The organism is Cytobacillus eiseniae, from assembly GCF_017874625.1.
GTDB classification, from domain to species: Bacteria; Bacillota; Bacilli; order Bacillales; family Cytobacillaceae; genus Cytobacillus; species Cytobacillus eiseniae.
In genome coordinates, this window is the sequence record NZ_JAGIKZ010000001.1 from 47,153 (window position 1) to 65,146 (window position 17,994).

The 17,994-nt window shown below is 34.9% G+C and carries 15 protein-coding genes and 2 pseudogenes; 14 read left to right on the forward strand and 3 right to left on the reverse strand.

Annotation, left to right across the window (positions count from 1 at the left end):
* Positions 1 to 23: 23 nt before the first annotated feature.
* The 4 genes from J2Z40_RS00255 (at position 24) to J2Z40_RS00270 (ending at position 3,717) form a co-directional block, all read left to right on the forward strand.
* On the forward strand, positions 24 to 1,019 hold the full coding sequence (locus J2Z40_RS00255) for an SPFH domain-containing protein (protein ID WP_066394981.1): 996 nt from the start codon (positions 24 to 26) through the stop codon (positions 1,017 to 1,019).
* 181 nt (positions 1,020 to 1,200) lie between these two features.
* A complete protein-coding gene (locus tag J2Z40_RS00260) occupies positions 1,201 to 1,761 on the forward strand; it encodes a dihydrofolate reductase family protein (RefSeq protein WP_066394979.1) in 561 nt (186 codons plus the stop codon).
* 86 nt (positions 1,762 to 1,847) lie between these two features.
* A complete protein-coding gene (locus tag J2Z40_RS00265; RefSeq protein WP_066394976.1) occupies positions 1,848 to 2,669 on the forward strand; it encodes an alpha/beta fold hydrolase in 822 nt (273 codons plus the stop codon).
* Positions 2,670 to 2,832: 163 nt separating this feature from the next.
* Complete coding sequence (locus tag J2Z40_RS00270; protein ID WP_066394973.1) at positions 2,833 to 3,717, forward strand: GNAT family N-acetyltransferase; 885 nt, start codon at positions 2,833 to 2,835, stop codon at positions 3,715 to 3,717.
* A 445-nt stretch (positions 3,718 to 4,162) separates the two neighbouring features.
* On the opposite strand, the gene J2Z40_RS00275 is transcribed toward J2Z40_RS00270, so the two are convergent.
* Entirely contained in the window at positions 4,163 to 4,603 is a 441-nt protein-coding gene (locus tag J2Z40_RS00275; RefSeq protein WP_066394968.1) for a YaiI/YqxD family protein, read from the reverse strand.
* A 321-nt stretch (positions 4,604 to 4,924) separates the two neighbouring features.
* Here J2Z40_RS00275 and J2Z40_RS00280 point away from each other — a divergent pair.
* Positions 4,925 to 5,224, forward strand: a pseudogene (locus J2Z40_RS00280) (metallophosphoesterase); the annotation flags it as partial.
* Here the strand turns inward: J2Z40_RS00280 and J2Z40_RS00285 are convergent.
* Positions 5,221 to 5,436 (reverse strand): annotated as a pseudogene (locus J2Z40_RS00285) (transposase); the annotation flags it as partial. The pseudogenes J2Z40_RS00280 and J2Z40_RS00285 sit on opposite strands and share 4 nt — an antisense overlap.
* A 342-nt stretch (positions 5,437 to 5,778) precedes the next feature.
* Here J2Z40_RS00285 and J2Z40_RS00290 point away from each other — a divergent pair.
* The 3 genes from J2Z40_RS00290 (at position 5,779) to J2Z40_RS00300 (ending at position 8,239) form a co-directional block, all read left to right on the forward strand.
* Positions 5,779 to 7,020, forward strand: a complete 1,242-nt coding sequence (locus J2Z40_RS00290; protein WP_066394965.1) for a CynX/NimT family MFS transporter — start codon at positions 5,779 to 5,781, stop codon at positions 7,018 to 7,020.
* Positions 7,021 to 7,286: 266 nt separating this feature from the next.
* Positions 7,287 to 7,721, forward strand: coding sequence for a DUF4181 domain-containing protein (locus J2Z40_RS00295; RefSeq protein ID WP_066394957.1), 435 nt, complete (start codon positions 7,287 to 7,289; stop codon positions 7,719 to 7,721).
* Between the two features lie 74 nt (positions 7,722 to 7,795).
* Positions 7,796 to 8,239: an SRPBCC family protein gene (locus tag J2Z40_RS00300; protein WP_066394953.1), complete on the forward strand. Its 444-nt coding sequence runs from the start codon at positions 7,796 to 7,798 to the stop codon at positions 8,237 to 8,239.
* A 74-nt stretch (positions 8,240 to 8,313) separates the two neighbouring features.
* Here J2Z40_RS00300 and J2Z40_RS00305 read toward each other — a convergent pair whose 3' ends face one another.
* The gene (locus J2Z40_RS00305; RefSeq protein WP_066394950.1) at positions 8,314 to 9,120 is read right to left on the reverse strand and encodes an MBL fold metallo-hydrolase; all 807 of its coding nucleotides are present in this window, start codon (positions 9,118 to 9,120) and stop codon (positions 8,314 to 8,316) included.
* 258 nt (positions 9,121 to 9,378) lie between these two features.
* On the opposite strand from J2Z40_RS00305, the gene J2Z40_RS00310 reads away from it, so the two are divergent.
* The 6 genes from J2Z40_RS00310 to J2Z40_RS00335 all read left to right on the forward strand — a co-directional run bounded on the left by J2Z40_RS00310 (position 9,379) and on the right by J2Z40_RS00335 (position 17,634).
* Positions 9,379 to 9,825 carry an NUDIX hydrolase gene (locus tag J2Z40_RS00310; protein ID WP_066394948.1) on the forward strand — a complete coding sequence of 149 codons (447 nt, stop codon included), beginning with the start codon at positions 9,379 to 9,381 and terminating at the stop codon, positions 9,823 to 9,825.
* Between the two features lie 1,325 nt (positions 9,826 to 11,150).
* Positions 11,151 to 11,576, forward strand: a complete 426-nt coding sequence (locus tag J2Z40_RS00315) for an SRPBCC family protein (RefSeq protein ID WP_066394942.1) — start codon at positions 11,151 to 11,153, stop codon at positions 11,574 to 11,576.
* On the forward strand, positions 11,577 to 11,909 hold the full coding sequence (locus J2Z40_RS00320; RefSeq protein WP_066394941.1) for a metalloregulator ArsR/SmtB family transcription factor: 333 nt from the start codon (positions 11,577 to 11,579) through the stop codon (positions 11,907 to 11,909). It abuts the gene before it with no gap.
* Positions 11,910 to 12,058: 149 nt separating this feature from the next.
* Entirely contained in the window at positions 12,059 to 13,087 is a 1,029-nt protein-coding gene (locus J2Z40_RS00325; RefSeq protein ID WP_066399340.1) for a DUF3231 family protein, read from the forward strand.
* Between the two features lie 105 nt (positions 13,088 to 13,192).
* Positions 13,193 to 16,408, forward strand: a complete 3,216-nt coding sequence (locus tag J2Z40_RS00330) for a DEAD/DEAH box helicase (RefSeq protein WP_066394940.1) — start codon at positions 13,193 to 13,195, stop codon at positions 16,406 to 16,408.
* A 35-nt stretch (positions 16,409 to 16,443) separates the two neighbouring features.
* Positions 16,444 to 17,634: a DHH family phosphoesterase gene (locus J2Z40_RS00335; protein ID WP_066394937.1), complete on the forward strand. Its 1,191-nt coding sequence runs from the start codon at positions 16,444 to 16,446 to the stop codon at positions 17,632 to 17,634.
* Positions 17,635 to 17,994: the final 360 nt, after the last annotated feature.

Consider the following 17,994-nt stretch of genomic DNA (forward strand, 5'->3'; position numbering starts at 1 on the left):
ACGCAGGAAGGAGCAGGTGATCGATGTCTTTTTTTAGAAACCAATTTGCAAATGTAGTAGAATGGCAAGAATTTAGAGATGATATGATTTTCTATAAATGGAGCAATCGTGAAATTAAAAAGGGGAGCAGATTGATTATTCGTCCAGGTCAGGATGCTATATTCCTAAACAATGGAAAAATTGAAGGGGTATTTCGCGATGAAGGCGAGTATGATATTGAATCGCAAATCATTCCTTTTTTATCGACTTTAAAAGGCTTTAAGTTTGGATTCAATAGCGGAATGCGGGTAGAAGTACTCTTTGTAAACACAAAAGAGTTCATCGTCAAATGGGGAACAAAAAATGCGATTAATATCCCAGCTCCTGGGCTCCCAGGTGGAATGCCGATTCGAGCGAACGGAACGTTTAATTTTAAAGTAGATGATTATATTGCCTTAATCGATCAAATTGCCGGTGTAAGGGATCAATATGTTGTTGAAGATGTTAGAATTCGTATCACTTCCGTACTTGATCAACTTTTGATGAAATGGATAACGAGGGAAGGGAAGGATATGTTTAATCTACAATCCAATGCTTTCGAAATTTCTAAGGGGATTCAAGAGGATTTGGATATGCAAATGATCAAGAGTGGTATAACGATTACTGGCTTCAATGTCATGAGCTTCAGCTATCCGAAAGAAGTGCAGGAAATGATTACGAAAAATGCTTCACACGGAATGGTTGGCAACATTGACAGATACCAGCAAATTTCGATAACAGATGGTCTTGCTTCTGGAAAAATGAGCGGAGGCGGAACAGCATCAGATATGGCTGGGATGATGATGGGAATGAATATGGCGAATAAAATGCTGAATCAAATGAATCAGCAACAACAAAATCAACCTGCACCATCACAAAATGATGGAACAACTTCACAAATGAGGCCGTCCGAACAAAAAAGACCCAATTTTTGTCCTAACTGTGGAACAAAAACGGGTGAAGGGAATTTCTGCTCGAACTGTGGGCATAAGCTGACATAACAATGAAATCAATTATAGGTTAAAATTGATACACTTTAGAAGACGTAGATGACGGTTATCTATGTCTTCTATTGATTTAGAGAAAGACATTTATTATGATTAATAAAATTCTTAGAGACAGTTTAGTATCAAGCTGATTTTAATCATTTTTAAAACACGGAGGAAAGCAGGAGGAAAAGCAATGTCAAATAGTGATAAACAAAGAAAAGTAATTTTAGATTTAGCTGTTTCTTTAGATGGGTACATTGAAGGAAAAAACGGAGAAGTGGATTGGTGCATCATGGAGCCAGATATGGATTTCACCAAATTTTTAGATCAAATAGATACAATTTTATATGGTAGAAAAAGCTATGATTTATGGGGACAATATCTTCCAAAACCGGGGGACTCTGATACTGATAAGGAAATTTGGGAATTGGTACATAGCAAAGAAAAATATGTTTTTTCTAGAACGAAAAAAGAGACGGATCAAGCAATCTTCATAAATGATCAAATTTTTGAAGAAGTCATGAAATTGAAGAGTAAATCTGGTAAAGATATGTGGTTGTATGGTGGTGCAAGTCTTATTACAACTTTTATTAATTTAGGACTTGTGGATGAATATAGGCTGTCCATTCATCCTGTCATTTTGGGAGAGGGAAAACCGATGTTTATTGATATAAGCCAGAGGTTGAATTTAAAATTAGTTCATACAAGAACATTTACTTCTGGCGTTGTTCAACTAATCTATCATCAATTGTAGGAAATGATAAACGGTGTGCCATATCTAAGGAATTAATAGTCTTACCTTCGAATATAGTAGATAAAAATGACTAGAGGTGTGAGACGATGCCGTTATTAAATAGTAAATACATTGAGGTTGATTCAGACGTTGAGTTGTTTGTACAGGAAGCAGGCAGTGGGGAACCGATTGTTTTTATCCCGGGCTTTACTTTTACAACAGAGGTTTTTACAAAACAAATAGAGTTTTTCTCTAAAACAAATCATGTGATTGTTGTTGATCCAAGGAGTCATGGTCGTTCGACAAAGTCCATTACTGGGAATGATTATGTCACACATGGGGCCGATTTAAAAATCATACTTGATGTGTTAGAGCTTAAGAATGTTACACTAGCTGGCTGGTCCTTTGGATGTTTCAGCGTTTGGGAGTACTTGAAACAGAATGGCTTTGATCAAGTCAAATCCTTAATTTTCATTGATATGCCTCCAAAGTCTTTATCCGTTAATAAAGAGGATTGGGTAGAGGGTCCACTTGATGATATTGCAGCTATTTACAATGCGTATTTACGAAATTCTAGCGGACAAAGGGCATTCATAACGAATTATATTACTCAAGTAATGGTACAAAGAGAGCTTGAGGAAGAAGAGTTAACATGGCTTGTCGAGCAATCTTTAAAAACACCATCATACATTGCAGGACAGTTGTTCGCTTCTGGCATGTTTTCTGATTATCGAGAGCAAGCAAAAAAGGCAAGTCAAACCGTTCCTACATTAAATATTGTGGCTGAACACTGGGCAGAAACTGCAGTTACGTATACAAATCGCTTAACACCAGAAGTGAAGGTAGAGGTACTCGGGGGCCATATGATGTTCTGGGAGCATAATGAGAAGTTCAACGAGATTGTCAAAGACTACCTTAGTGAAAACTAAAATAGGCCAGAACCTGAATCCATTGGACTCAGGTTTTTATTATACCTGACAGACGTTGAAAAGTAAGAAGGAAATAGAAAAAAACAAAGGATGATTCTGAACTTTGTAGAATTTTAATTATAACTACAACAAAAATATAACTTTTTGAGAGCGGGGAAGATTGATGACGGTTGAAATAAAAAGATTAGTAGATTGTACGATTGCAGAAGGGGTAGAGGCTTGGAACATAGGCTTTGAAGGGTATTTTTTTGATGCGACTACGACCGCAGAAAAATTTATTAGCCGGTTAGTCCAAGAAGGGTTATCCCCTCATTTATCCATTGTCGCATTTATAGATAATAAACCAATCGGTATCGTTAAAAATGGCATTCGTGAATTTAACGGAAAGAAATTGGCTTGGAATGGCGGAACAGGAGTTGCCTCCGAATTGAGAAATAAAGGAATAGGAAAAATCTTAATGGATGCAACCTTAGCGATTCTTAAAGATGAACAAGTAGATTATGCAACATTAGAAGCAATCAGTGAGAACGAGAAAGCCATATCATTATATGAAAAGCTTGGCTATGAAATAGTCGATCAATTGGAATATTTAAGTTTAAAAGGGAAAAAGGAAAACACTTATGTATCTGATCATACCGGGGGTTATAAAGTAGAAAGAGCAATTCCACAGCAAGTTGGGAATCTATCCTTCTATAAAGGAATGAATCCATGGCAAACACAGTGGCAAAGTGCGAAAGAAGGAGAAGCACTCATTGTAAAGGATTCGTGTGGATGCCCACTTGGTTATGCCTATTATCGTAAAGTGTATGACACGGAAGACAAGCATATAAATACTGTATTATACCAATGTGAGGCAGAACAAGGACATGAGGATACTGAAAGGATAATAAAATGTTTATTACATGAGGTATTTGGCAATCTCATAGACGATATTAACCGAGTGATCCCTAATCTTCCTATTGAAAAAAGCAAAATCACTTATTCTATTTTAAAGGAAATGGGGTTTGATGCCATTACTAGACAAGTGTATATGATAAAAAAGATGTAAATGGAGATTTTTGTCTGAGGTTATTGATATACAATAAGAAAACGCAAGCGTTTTTCTGCATTTTTAATTCGTAGAAACTAATTTACGTCCGTTATTTTCAACACAAATACATAAAATCTGTTAATGCTTGCGTATTTGTTTTATTAAAAACAATTCTCTTATAAAAGCACCAATAGCGCCTGAAAGAAGAATAATACTTAGGATGTTTATAGATCTTATAATTATGTTTTGTGACAGTATAACCTGGATACTAGAAGTGATTATTATTATGCCAAAGAGAATGGATATTGAAATTAAAAAATTCGGGGAGTTTCCCTTCAAACTACTCACTCCTATTCTCGCAGAGATTTTCAATACTATTAAAGTAACTATTACTCGAAATAACAGACAGTACGAGGTCCATTTGCATAAAGAGCAGCTTGTTCAAAAAAGGAATATTTCTTTTTTACTGTGAAATGGCTATTTTAAAGAGTCCCTTGAACTTCTCCTTATCTTCTGTTGTAAATGGTTTTGGTCCCTTTGTCCGTTTTCCACTTTTTCGTGCCATTGCACTAAAATAGCGAGATTGCAATAATTGATCAATGTTTTCATTTGTATAGGTATACCCAGTATGGTGAAGTACCGTACACCCTTTTGCTAAACCGAGTGATGCAAGGCCGTAATCTTGCGTAACAATTATATCGCCTTTTGTTGCTAACTTCATAATCCGATAATCAGCAGCATCTGCTCCAGAATCGACATAAATCGTTTCTACTCCTGATGGTTGTTCCACATTAGAAAAATGAGAAAAACTAGTAACTAGGATCACAGGAATTGCTGCCTTCGTTCCTTCAGAGATAATGATATCTTTTACCGGACAAGCATCTGCGTCAACATAAATCTTCATGTTTCCCTCTCCCTGTAAGTTTGTTTGAGTTGATGATAATGGGAAAGTTATCCTTTGTCAAACGTTAAAGGCAGTTTACTTACAATTAATAAATAATAGTTTCTCTAAAATATGGTTTGAAATTCTTCTCATACAAGTTATCTTTTAGTATTCTCTAGTGACACCTAATCATGAATTATACTATTTGAATGAAAGGTCAAATAGGTGTAAAAGGAATTGAATGAAATGGGCAGTGTTATATAAAAAAGCATGAAGTCATTTAGTAATATGATAGAATAATTAAATTAAACTATTTTATCTGTTAATAAGGGTGTGGGATGTTTGAAAAGAATGCTAGCTATAAGTGACATTCATGGTGAAATAAAAAAGTTTGAGAGACTTTTGGAATTGGTTCAATATAACAAAGACCAAGATCAGCTGCTATTATTAGGTGATTTTGTGGATCGAGGGCCACATTCAAGAGCTGTTCTAGATAAAGTCATTCAGTTACAAAGCGATGGAGCGATCGCTTTAATTGGAAATCACGAAAAGATGATGATAGACGCTTTTTGCGGTGATCCGTTGAACTTGAAAAGATGGTATTACAATGGCGGAATCAAAACGCTTCAAAATTACAATTTTCGGAGTTCCAGCAATTCCTTTTGTTCATCTGTTAAATTGTCTTTCTCTTTAAAAGAACCTGACTTTTGACTCTGACCCACCCACTTATCTAAAGAAGAAGGAGTAAGGTCATACTCACGAATAATCTCTTTTCTTGGCTTTCCATTTTGGTACAGCTGCACCATCTGTTGCTTGAAATCTTCAGTAAATGTTCGACGTTCTCTTTTGGCCATGTAGATTCTCCTCAAATATGTTATCTGTAGTCTACTTGACCTTAAAAATTCTGTCCAACTAAGTGTAGCCTATCCAGAAGTTTTAGAGAAGATCAAGAGGTTATGATTGGGTAGGGAAAGTAAATGATTTAATTTGTTTTCAGTCAAAAGTGATCATTGAAAGTATTATGGTCAAATAGTGGAACCAGTGTCCGCTGGAGTTGAGTAAATAGTGGCTATTATCTAAATAACGGAAGAAATGTCCTTTAAATGGTGTAGGATGATATACTCTAACAAGCGGAAACCTTTAAAAATAAAGGAAAAGAAAATAAGATACTTTCCATAAGCATCAGGAGGAACAACATGAATATAACTAATCAAGATCGGATAAATCAGGATGGAAATTCATATCCTAGAGTTCAAAAATCAGCAGCCATTTGGCTTTTCATAGTAGGGATAATCTTTATTGCAACCAATTTACGTTCTCCCTTAACTTCCGTAGGACCATTAGTAGGATTTATAAGAGATCAATTACATATTTCTAATACGCTAGCTGGTATGATTACTACGCTACCATTACTAGCATTTGCCTTTTTTTCGCCGATTGTGCCTATATTAGGAAGGAAGTTTGGGGTGGAACGAATTATTCTAGTTTCCATCATTGTGCTCACTTTTGGCATTATTTTGCGTTCCCTAGCAGGTGTAACCTCTTTATATATTGGGACTGCTATCATTGGAATAGCTATTTCAATTTGTAATGTACTATTGCCAAGTTTAATTAAAAGGGAGTTTCCAAAGCGAATTGGCTTAATGACTGGTGTCTATTCCATTTCAATGAATGTATTTGGTGCCATTGCTTCAGGTATTAGTGTCCCGATTGCTATAGGATTAGGATTTGGCTGGCAAGGTGCATTGGGGATATGGGGGATTCTAAGCTTTATATCAATATTATTTTGGTTGCCTCAAATGAAACGCCATAAAGAGCATGAAGCATCTGTTCAAAATCAAACAGCGACAAGCACTGTAAATATATGGCGTTCTTCGTTAGCATGGCAAGTATCATTATTTATGGGCTTACAATCGATGGTATTTTACGTACTTATCGCTTGGCTTCCAGAAATTCTTATGCAAAAAGGACTAAGCACAGATCAATCTGGCTGGTTACTTTCTATCATGCAGTTAGCTTTGCTTCCATTTACATTTATTGTTCCAATTATCGCTGGACGTATGTCCAGTCAGCGTAAGTTAGTTTCTATTACGTCTAGTTTGTTTTTAATTGGAACACTTGGATTGCTTTATGGCAGTTCGAATTTAATTGCTTTATGGGTGATCTTACTAGGGATTGGCGGAGGTTTTGCTTTTAGTTTGGCTATGATGTTCTTTAGCTTGCGTACAGAGAATGCACAAGATGCTGCAGAGCTTTCTGGTATGGCGCAATCAGTTGGTTACCTGCTTGCTGCAACTGGGCCAGCACTCTTCGGCTATATCCATGATGTAACAAATAGCTGGACGTTCCCACTACTCATATTAGTTGGTGCGTCGGTTTTGCTCTTTATATTTGGTCAAGGGGCAGCGAGGAATCAATCTATCACATCTAATAAATAATAATTATTTGGATAGATAATAACTTTTATCGTTTCGATAACATCATAATATAGACTAGTCTTGCTATAAGATATTTAGTAAATCATAAATAGGAAGACAATTTATCACCAAACCGTAATTGATTAAGTTTAACACTTACATCAATTGCGGTTTTTTATTAATATTCAGTTTAAGTATAAGAAATAAGGATTGAACAAATAAATTAGAAAATTAATTAGTGGAGTTGGATATATGTGGTAAAATTTTAATAGGGGAGGGGAGAATCTATGTATGGGATAGAAGGAATTATTTGGCTGAAAATTATTCTTATGATCGTTATTATACTTTTTTTCTTGGTTTTATTTAATACAGTCATGAGGAAATGGCTAAAAGTAGAGAAAAAGAAACTTTTTTCACATAACTATGTGAATGAGAAACACAAAAAATTCGAATGGATAATAAGGATTTCTATAGTAGTCATGCTATTTGGATTTTTTGCTTACAGCATGAGCGATCCAGTAGGTGATGGACATTTGTATTTGAAATTTGTGTCAATTATTATGTTTATTTTTATCATTGCGATTGAAACTTTAAGAGCATTTATGGAATGGAAATATGCAGCAAATAAAAAAGCATATATTTTAACGATTAGCCAATTAGTTTTTGTCTGTATTTTACTACTATCAATAATTACGAATAACTATTTCGGCTTGTTAGATTAAAGTATCTATTGTTTGATGCCAATTTACATACGAATTTAAATTCGGGAAATTAGAAAAAGGAGAGAAAGGTCAGAATGGATAAGCACATAACGACAAAGTTTAAAATACTAAAAGCAGTAAATGAGGTATTTGAAGCGATAGTAGATCCAGCGAAAATAGGAAACTATTGGTTTTCTTCAAGTTCTGAAAGATGGGAAAAAGGTAAGACTATAACATTAAAATATGATGAATATGAAGCAGAGGGAAATATCGAAATATTAGAAATGGATACCAATAGTAAAATTGTTTTTTCATGGGGTGCTGAGAATGATGAAGTAACGCTTGTCACAATTACCTTATCAGAGTTGGATAATGAAAGTACAATTATAGAAATTACCGAATCTGGATTTAAAGAGGAAGATCCTACTATCGTAGCTAAAATGGTCGGGCAAAAAGGCGGCTGGGTATATATGCTATCTTGCCTAAAAAGTTATTTAGAAAATGGGATTAATGATTTAAGGGCATCGTTGATCCACTAAATAGTAAGCCAAAAATGGTGTTCGATCAATGAATGACAGCTAGAATTGGAACACCTTTTCTTGTTCTAACCAATTTATTTCTGGATAATCGAATTTATTATGTGCAGTGATTCCCATTCTCCTGAAGAAAGATAAGTGATGGGATACTTTTTTGGAAAAAGGATTTTGCTAATCTGATTTGGCGACAGGCCATCTTCATTTAATTTAATCACTTTTCCTTGTAGATCTAATAAATAATCTAGTTTTTTTTGTAATGCGGAGCGTCCATCCTCTAAATAACCGGCATGGCTGCAAAACACTTCCTCAAAATCATAGGTTAATACTTTCTTTAAGGAATCAATAATTGTTGGGATGCTTTCCTCACGCAAAATGACTTTAGTCTTTTCCTGGCAATACAAATCACCAGTGAATAGTTGACCTGTTTCACGATTTAAAAACGCTAAATGATCAATCGCGTGACCAGGTGTTTCAATCACATCCCATATTGAATTTCTGGATGAAAAAGTTCTACCAATTGCCACTGCATGAAAAGGTTTTCGCTTCCCCCAAAATAATTTTCGGTATAGAGGATAATCTGGTTTCTGTTTACAATAATCTAGCATCTTATCACTCATATAAATAGGTAACTTCAATTCATTCTGTAAAATGGCAGCTGTTCCAGTATGATCCTCATGAAAATGTGTAATCGCTACTTGATTGATATTCTGTTGTTTAAAAAATGGCGTAAATTGTTGCTCTAATGATTTTGCTCCTGTATCAATTAAAACCCCATCCGCAACAAAGCAATGAACATTTAATTGTACGCTTTGAAATGAAACTGTACCGTTTCCGATTTGAACCCCATTCTTCGTTTGTTGTGTGAATCTCCTCTTTAATAACATAATATCCCCCTCCGCATACAGCCGTTTGTTAAATTTTATCGCAAAATGAATGGTAATTCATTACTAATTACTTAAAATAAATAGAGGATTAAAAATGATTGGATAAATTGATAAAAGACATGAATCAATAAGTTCCTTCAATAAAGAAAATCCAATATAATTAGATAAAATTGGTAAAGCAGGGAAACAAAATTAAATGCCGAAATTAGATATATATCTTTTACTCAAATGAACAAATATTTAATGGAGGTTTTATACATGATCACACCGAAGCATATTGTTTCAGCAGCGGCGATTGTTTTGAATAATCAAGGGGAAATCTTATTAATAAAGGGGCCACGAAGAGGGTGGGAAATGCCTGGAGGACAAGTGGAAGAAGGAGAATCACTAAAGGAAGCTGCAATTAGGGAGACAAAAGAAGAATCGGGCATAGAGATTGAAGTGACAAAATTTTGTGGTATATTCCAAAACATTGATCGTTCAATCTGTAATACGTTGTTTTTGGGGAAATCCATTGGTGGAGAGCCGACGACGAGCGCTGAAAGTTTAGAGGTTGGCTTTTTTCCGATTAAACAAGCGTTAGAAATGGTAACTTGGAAAAATTTTAGACAAAGAATTGAATACTGTTTGAATGAGCGTATTCAACCATTTTATGTAGGTTTTTCAGATTGTGAAAATGAAGAGATTGTTAGTGAATGGTTATAAAAAAGAACTCGAAACAGTCAATATATTAATTGAACTATCAAAATCAGAGGTGTAAAGATGAATGTTTCTGGGATTATAATCGTGCTAATCGTTTTTAGCGGACTTTTCACATATTGTATAGTCCCTTTTCAAAGCGCTACTAACTTAATCGATCAGTCTAAAAGGCAATTAACATTTGGAATGGTTTTCAAAGAAGTTTTCCTTCGTATGATTTTTCATAAGAAAGCTGTAATTGCCTTTATCCTCGTAGTATTTACGCTATATATCACTTGGTTAGGTTATGATGCTGCTGAAGACCACATTAATTCCCATAGTGGGTATCCTCCGATTAGTGTGAATATGAATGCTTACTTTATGATGTTTACTGTTCTTTTGTATTCGATCATTCTAACTCTTCTTCTAGTTTTAATAAAGACTTTTAGAGTATTTAAGAACGTTAAAGCTAAATAGATAATTATTTACTCTTCGGTCTAAATCGAATTAAATTATATATTGTTTGGTTTGTATATTTTCTCAAAAGTTTTATGAAAGACGTAATTTAATAAGGAGTCACAAAAGACTAACAGAAAAAAATAATGGGATTTTACTTTTATTTTAAATAAATTAATTTTTTTGAAAAAGGATATGACTGGAAACGCATAGATGAAATCTGCGACCACATTGATTAGTGCATATGAGAGAAACTTTCCTTTTGATAAATAAAAGGACCAAATATTCAACACAAGATACGGACCAAAAACAAGTAGTAATGCCATATGCATCATTTCTTTTTGCTTTCCTTTTACACTCCATAGTTTATATGTAGTAAAGAAAAAAATTTCACCTAAAAGTGTCATGGAGGAAAATAAAGTAACTGGTAAGTATTTGATGAATACTTGTTTTTTATTTGGTAGTAAAAAAACAGAAAGCCACGACAGTATAAACATGGATAATTTAATACCAAGTTGTATCATTTTTTATCAATCTTTTGTTTTATAATTCGTATGAAAATGTCTTATTAGTAGATGAATGAATGAATGAACAGATTTATTATTCCCTCTAGTGAAAAAAATACTAAATAAAGATATAGGGAATTTTTGTTATTAAATTGCCAAATAATTATTGCAATTTCAATAGGTACTCTTCTTAAGAATCCAAATTTCTCTCATTACACTCATAAAAAGAGTAAAATAGATTATTTACGGGGCTGTAACTCAGCTTTGTTTTTGTGTCATTTAGGGTATGATAGTTAAATGTTGAGTAAAGTTTGACTTGAAACCAAAAGGTGTTATATTATAAATGTGAAACTAAATGGTGTTACAATTTCCACGACGAGGAGCGTCATTATGACAAATCAAAACAAAGTAAAAGATATCGAACAAAAGGTGATTATTGAAGCACCTATTCAAAAAGTGTGGGAGAAAGTTGCAAATGCGGAAGGAATTGCTTCATGGTTCATGCAAAATGATTTTCAGCCAGAAGTAGGTCATGAGTTTCATGTTCAGTCACCTTTTGGGCCCTCTCCATGCAAAGTATTAGAACTTGATGAACCACATCGACTTACTTTTTCATGGGACACAGATGGATGGATTGTGTCATTTATTTTGAAAGATCTAGGTAATCAAACAGAGTTTACTCTTATCCACGGCGGCTGGAAAGAAGATGATGTAGTCGTGCCAAAAGCGGGTGAACAAGCATCAGTTATTCGTGATCGTATGAATCAAGGCTGGGCAGGAATTGTGCTGAAGCTTCAAAAGGTTGTTGAGAACTAAGTGTCTCAAGCAGCACAGAAGCATGATGTCTTTCAAGCGATAGCAGATCCCACTCGCAGAGAGGTACTGCGATTACTTTCAGAAAATGAAATGCCCATTTCAAAAATTTCTACACATTTTCCTATGAGTAGGACAGCTATAGTTAAGCATCTTCATGTTTTAACGGAAGCAAAGCTAGTGAGCGGTCGAAAGGAAGGCAGAGAGAAGATTTATCACCTGCTGCCTGAGCCTTTGGAAGAAGTGCAACAATGGCTTTCGTATTATGAGAAATTTTGGAGCAATAAATTATCTATACTTAAATATGTTGTAGAAAATGAAGAGGAAGATAAATAAGAGGTTTCACGTACTATTTTAATAATTATAGAAGAATGGCCGACACGATGATTGTCGGTCTTTTTGTATTCATTTCTTTAAAAGCGTTATCTGTATATATTTTTGATGCGAGACAATACTATCAAAAAAATAGGCAAGGAGAGGTTATTTTGCAAACCATTAAGCCGATTAAATTAGGTTCTAATAAAACAAGCTCTAATGAAAAACTAGGATCAGCAGAAATGGGCAAACTTTGGGCAACTTATATGGGGAATAGTATGTCGAAATGTATTTTAGAATATTTTCTTCAGCATGTTGAGGATAATGATATTAAAACATTATTACAAAACGCATTAAAATTATGCGAGGAATTTATGAAAACAACGAAAGAAATATTTGAAAAGGATGGTTTTCCTATCCCAGAAGGGTTTGGTAAAGACGATGTCAATCTTGGTGCTCCAAGATTATTTCAAGATGAATACTACGTTCATTACTTAAAATATACGGCAAAAGCTGGTTTGAGTATTTATAACGTGGCCATTCCACTTGTATTTAGAAAAGACGTGAAAGAGTTTTTTATTCAATGTATGCACTCTACGATTTCCTTAATGGAGCAAGTTAAGGAAATATTAATAATTAAAGGATATATTATTAAGCCACCAATCATTCCGATACCTGAGAAGGTTGAATTTGTTCATAAGGATTTTTTAAATGGTTTTATTGGTCATGTACGGCCATTACATGCATTAGAAATTGCCCATTTTTACGATAATATTGAAAATAATGTAACGAGCAAAGCACTTATTACGGCATTTGCGCAAATTGTAAAGGATGAGAAAATCCGTGAATTGTTTGAAAAGGGGAGAGAGGGGACAGCAAAAAATCTAGATCGATATATGAAAATGTTAACGAACGAAAGCTTGCCTACACCTAGTTACCTAGATCATTTAATAACGGAATCAACCTTTTCGCCATTTTCTGATAAACTCATGCTTTTTCATAAAATGGATATGTTTACAATGAAAATTAGAGCATTCGGTAATTCATTAGCAGTAAATGGAAGACATGATATTGGGCTGCTTTACACAAATTCGTTAATGAAAGTGGCTGTTTTTGTTGAAAGCGCAGCAAAAATCATGATTGAAAAGGGTTGGATGGAACAACCCCCTAGAGCAATAGATAGAAAAAATAATAACTGAATGGATATAGTTAATATGGGAATGTAGGAAAAAAGAGTTGTACAAGATTATTTGATGGACTATTGAGGGAAATTAATAGAAAATAAATAAAAAGGGGGAGGCTAATTGAATCTTAAAATCAATCGAAAAATGATTAAAGAGCGATGTGGGATCGTCTCCTTCAAAAGAGGGGACGCTTTTTATCGTGCGAATAAAGTGAGTTTTGACTATTATGATCATAATGGTTATATCGCTATTGTTACTGGAACGGAAGATTTTCAAGTAACGATTAAAGAGAGGGAAAATGGGAACATTCATGCAGAATGCAGCTGCCCGAAGCTTGCTTCCTTTCAAAAAGATTGTCAACATATTGCAGCTGTATTAATCGCAATATTGGAACAAGAAAGCGGCAAAGATAACGCTTCAATAGTAGAAGTAAATCCATTAGAATTAGGACTTCCTCAAGGAATTACAGAGGAAATGATGCTTCTTTTTAATGAGAAACCTGTTCGTACAAGTGGTACCCAGCAGCATTTTGAAAATAGACAAGTCCTTGCTGCAACCTATCTTTGTACACCTGTTCCTATTGAGAAAGACAATTTAATCATGGGAATCGAAATATCTATCGGTTCAAACAAGGTAGAGAACATCCGTGATTTTTTAGCAAATGTGAAACAGGGCAGATCGAGCTTTCTTTCAAAAACATTCACTTACAATCCAGAATTACATTGTTTTCAAAGAGAGACAGATGAGGTTATTCGACAACTTATAGAGGTTGTACATGATGAAAATATGTATAGGAAGAGTTTATCTGATAAAGTACATGTAACTATTAGTGATCAACAATTATTGATTCCGCCAACTTCATGGGAGAAGTTGCAGAAGCTCCTAATACAAGCGCCTTTAGTCAAGCTATCATATGGAGGAAATAAGTATGAAGGCCTTCAATTATCTGACAAAAGACTACCAATCTATTTTCTCTTCGAGGGAACTGAGGATAAAGGTTATAGCTTAAAGATTAAGGGCATGAATCAATTGATTGTCCTTAAATCCTATCGTTCTGTTTTATATAGAGGGACAATTACAGAGTTGAAAAGTGATGACTGTAATCGCCTATTTGAATTGAATCAAATGCTTGAGGCTTCGGGGATTAATCATATACCAATTCAAAGAACTCAAGTTGATTTCTTTATGGAAAAAGTAGTACCAGGGTTAAAAAGACTAGGAAATGTGCAAATAAATGAATCGATTACAAAGCAATATTTAAAAACACCGTTAATCGCCAAACTGTACTTGGATCGTGTGAAAAATCGCTTACTTGCTGGACTAGAATTTCATTATGAACATATAATCGTCGATCCGCTTGATGATCGAGAAATACAAACTACCGCTCTATTTATTAGAGATCATACAAAAGAAGCGGCAATCTTGAAGTTGATGGAGGATAGTTCTTTTGCGAAAACAGAAGGTGGATATTTTTTACATAATGAGGAATTAGAGTATGAATTTTTAACCCATATGCTCCCTCAATTACAAAATCTCGTCCAAATTTTTGCAACAACGGCAGTAAGAAATCGAATTTTTAGAGAGAATACACCTCCGCGAATTCATGTCAAAATGAAAAAAGATCGGACAAACTGGCTAGAATTTAAATTTGAAATGGATGGTGTCTCTGAAAAGGAAATACGGGAGCTCTTATTCGCTTTAGAAGAGAAGCGGAAATACTATCGCTTGAGAAATGGATCACTCCTTTCTTTAGAGACGCGTGAATTTCAGGAAATACACCGTTTTCTAAATGCAGTTCCTATTCAAAATGAGGAGCTTGAAAATGAATGGAACGTTCCGATTGTGAGAGGATTACAGCTTTTTGACTCATTAGATAGCAAACTATTAACGATTGAGGATTCATTTAGAAATTTTCTTGAGTCACTACAAAATCCAGAACACTTAGATTTTGCTGTACCAGACTGTTTACAATCTAAATTACGGGATTATCAGAAGAATGGGTTTAAATGGATGAAATTACTTTCTTCCTATGGATTTGGAGGCATTCTTGCAGATAGCATGGGACTTGGGAAAACAATACAGAGCATCACCTTTATATTATCAGAGCTTCCAGTCATACGTGAAAAGAAGCAACCGGCTCTAATTGTTTGTCCATCCTCATTAACATATAACTGGTTAAATGAAATGATGAAATTTGTCCCGGATTTACAGGCGGTAGTCATTGATGGAACGAAAACAGAAAGAATTCAATTACAAAGAGATGTATTGGAAATGGATGTCGTTATTACCTCTTATCCTCTCGTAAGACGAGACATTAAATGGGTTGAGAAACAAATTTTTCATACTGTCTTTTTTGATGAGGCTCAAGCATTTAAAAATCCAATTACACAGACAGCAAGAGCAGTAAAGCGGATAAAGGCAAATCATCGTTTTGCCTTAACAGGTACACCGATCGAAAATTCGATAGAGGATTTATGGTCTATTTTTCATGTTGTTTTTCCGGAGCTTTTTCTAGGGTTGAAGGAATATAGTCATCTCACGAGAAAGACCATTGCAAGAAGAGCCAGTCCATTTTTGCTTCGTAGGAAAAAAGAGGATGTCCTATCAGAGCTTCCTGAAAAAATCGAGTCAATCGCATCTGCAGATCTTCTGCCTGAACAAAAGCAGTTATATGCCGCATACTTGGCAAAATTAAGACATGAAACATTAAAGCATTTGGACAAAGATACGTTGAGGAAAAATAAAATAAGAATTCTAGCTGGATTAACAAGATTAAGGCAGATTTGCTGTCACCCAGGATTGTTTGTTCATGGATATACGGGGAATTCGGCAAAATTAAATCAGCTCATCCAGATTATTGAGGAATCCAAGCTTTCAGGTAGAAGGGTGCTAATTTTTTCACAGTTTACGAAAATGCTTGCCTTAATTGGAAATGAATTGGCGAGAAGAGATTTGCCGTTTTTTTATCTCGACGGACAAACTCCTTCAGAGGAACGAGTGAAAATCTGTGAACGCTTTAATGAAGGGGAACGCAATTTCTTCTTGATTTCATTAAAGGCTGGAGGAACAGGACTCAATTTAACTGGTGCAGATACCGTAATCTTATATGACATTTGGTGGAACCCAGCAGTGGAGGAGCAAGCAGCAGACAGAGCTCACCGAATAGGTCAGACAAATTCGGTTCAAGTGATAAAACTTGTTGCTCGAGGGACCATCGAAGAAAAAATGAATGAGCTGCAGGATAAAAAGAAAAATATAATAGATGAGGTTATTGAATCAAAGCAGGGTTCTGCTTCTTTAACTGATGAGGATATTCGAGAAATCCTCAATATATAATCATTTCGTAATCATACTACTTTAAGGGTGATAACATGTATAAACTATTAACACATAATGATTTGGATGGAGTTGGCTGCGGGATTTTGGCTAAGCTTGCATTTGGGAATGATGTGAAGGTTCGCTATAATTCTGTATCTGCTCTCGATCGAGAAGTAGAACGGTTTTTGGAAGATGATTCGAAAGAAACGCACTTACTTATTACAGATTTATCTGTGAATGAAGCAAATGAAAAAAGACTAGAATCGTTTTACAAAGATAACGGGAAAGTACAATTAATCGATCATCATAAAACAGCTTTATCCTTAAATAATTATGAATGGGGTCAAGTGATTGTTGAAGATGAGGAAGGTAAATTAACATCAGCCACATCTTTATTATACGAATATTTGATCGATCAACAACAGTTGAATCCAACAAATGCAATCACTGAATTTGTTGAGCTTGTTAGACAATATGATACATGGGAGTGGGAGAAGAATAACAATCAGCGAGCACGTCGGCTGAATGCACTCTTTTATCTCATTTCCATTGAAGAATTTGAAGAAAAGATGATTCAACGACTACAGATAGAAGATGGTTTCTCTTTTGATGAATTCGAGAAGAAATTACTTGATATGGAAGATGACAAAATCGAACGCTACATCCGCAGAAAAAGACGTGAACTTGTTCAATCTAGGATTGGTGATCATTTCGCGGGAATCGTTTATGCGGAATCCTATCATTCGGAACTTGGAAATGAATTAGGAAAGGAATATCCACATCTTGACTATATTGCGATCGTAAATATCGGTGGAAAACGTTTGGGCTTTCGTACGATTCATGACCATATTGATTTATCAGAGGTAGCAGGACAATTTGGTGGCGGTGGACATGCAAAAGCATCAGGCTGTTCGCTGACAGATGAGACGTATAAACAATTCGTAATGGATACGTTCCATCTTGAGCCGCTGCGGGAGGATGCCCGTTATAATCGATTTAATCTCAAACAATCTACTTTCGGTTCCTTATATCAAGACCGATCAGAACACATATATCTCCTTCATCTTTTAACTAATCAAGAATGGGCAATTGATGAAAATGGTGTACAGCTAGATCAGACTTTTACAAGCTATGAGGAAGGAGAAAGCTTCTTAAAAAGAAAACATGCTGCATGGTTAGTAAAAGACGAAGTGTTCGTGAATTATTTGATGAATGAAGTGAAAATGAAAGGTGATCTTGTCTAAAATATGATTGAGTCAATTATAAGTAAAGTAGGTTAAGTAGCTGTAATAATGAAATTCTAAATGAGAGTGGCAGAGGGATTGTAGTATATATCTTTCTGCTATTTTTTTAATTATGTATGTTGGTTTATAGTTGTAAAACAAAAATATTCACCAGAAGTGAATGAAGTGACAGTCATCAAGAATATGTTGGACAAAACATGGTTGAGGAAAGCTAGAAAGGTCCATCATAAAGGGTATGAAGGACAAAACCGATTCAGGTAAAGCTAGAAAAGTCCATCATAAAGGATATGAAGGACAAAACCGATTCAGGTAAAGCCAGAAAAGTCCATCATAAAGGGTATGAAGGACAAAACCGATTCA

Excerpts from the sequence above, each read along its gene's own strand:
- J2Z40_RS00255 (WP_066394981.1), top strand. The coding sequence starts at position 24 with ATGTCTTTTTTTAGAAACCAATTTGCAAATGTAGTAGAATGGCAAGAA.
- J2Z40_RS00260 (WP_066394979.1), top strand. The coding sequence starts at position 1,201 with ATGTCAAATAGTGATAAACAAAGAAAAGTAATTTTAGATTTAGCTGTT.
- J2Z40_RS00265 (WP_066394976.1), top strand. The coding sequence starts at position 1,848 with ATGCCGTTATTAAATAGTAAATACATTGAGGTTGATTCAGACGTTGAG.
- J2Z40_RS00270 (WP_066394973.1), top strand. The coding sequence starts at position 2,833 with ATGACGGTTGAAATAAAAAGATTAGTAGATTGTACGATTGCAGAAGGG.
- J2Z40_RS00275 (WP_066394968.1), bottom strand. The coding sequence starts at position 4,603 with ATGAAGATTTATGTTGACGCAGATGCTTGTCCGGTAAAAGATATCATT.
- J2Z40_RS00290 (WP_066394965.1), top strand. The coding sequence starts at position 5,779 with ATGAATATAACTAATCAAGATCGGATAAATCAGGATGGAAATTCATAT.
- J2Z40_RS00295 (WP_066394957.1), top strand. The coding sequence starts at position 7,287 with ATGTATGGGATAGAAGGAATTATTTGGCTGAAAATTATTCTTATGATC.
- J2Z40_RS00300 (WP_066394953.1), top strand. The coding sequence starts at position 7,796 with ATGGATAAGCACATAACGACAAAGTTTAAAATACTAAAAGCAGTAAAT.
- J2Z40_RS00305 (WP_066394950.1), bottom strand. The coding sequence starts at position 9,120 with ATGTTATTAAAGAGGAGATTCACACAACAAACGAAGAATGGGGTTCAA.
- J2Z40_RS00310 (WP_066394948.1), top strand. The coding sequence starts at position 9,379 with ATGATCACACCGAAGCATATTGTTTCAGCAGCGGCGATTGTTTTGAAT.
- J2Z40_RS00315 (WP_066394942.1), top strand. The coding sequence starts at position 11,151 with ATGACAAATCAAAACAAAGTAAAAGATATCGAACAAAAGGTGATTATT.
- J2Z40_RS00335 (WP_066394937.1), top strand. The coding sequence starts at position 16,444 with ATGTATAAACTATTAACACATAATGATTTGGATGGAGTTGGCTGCGGG.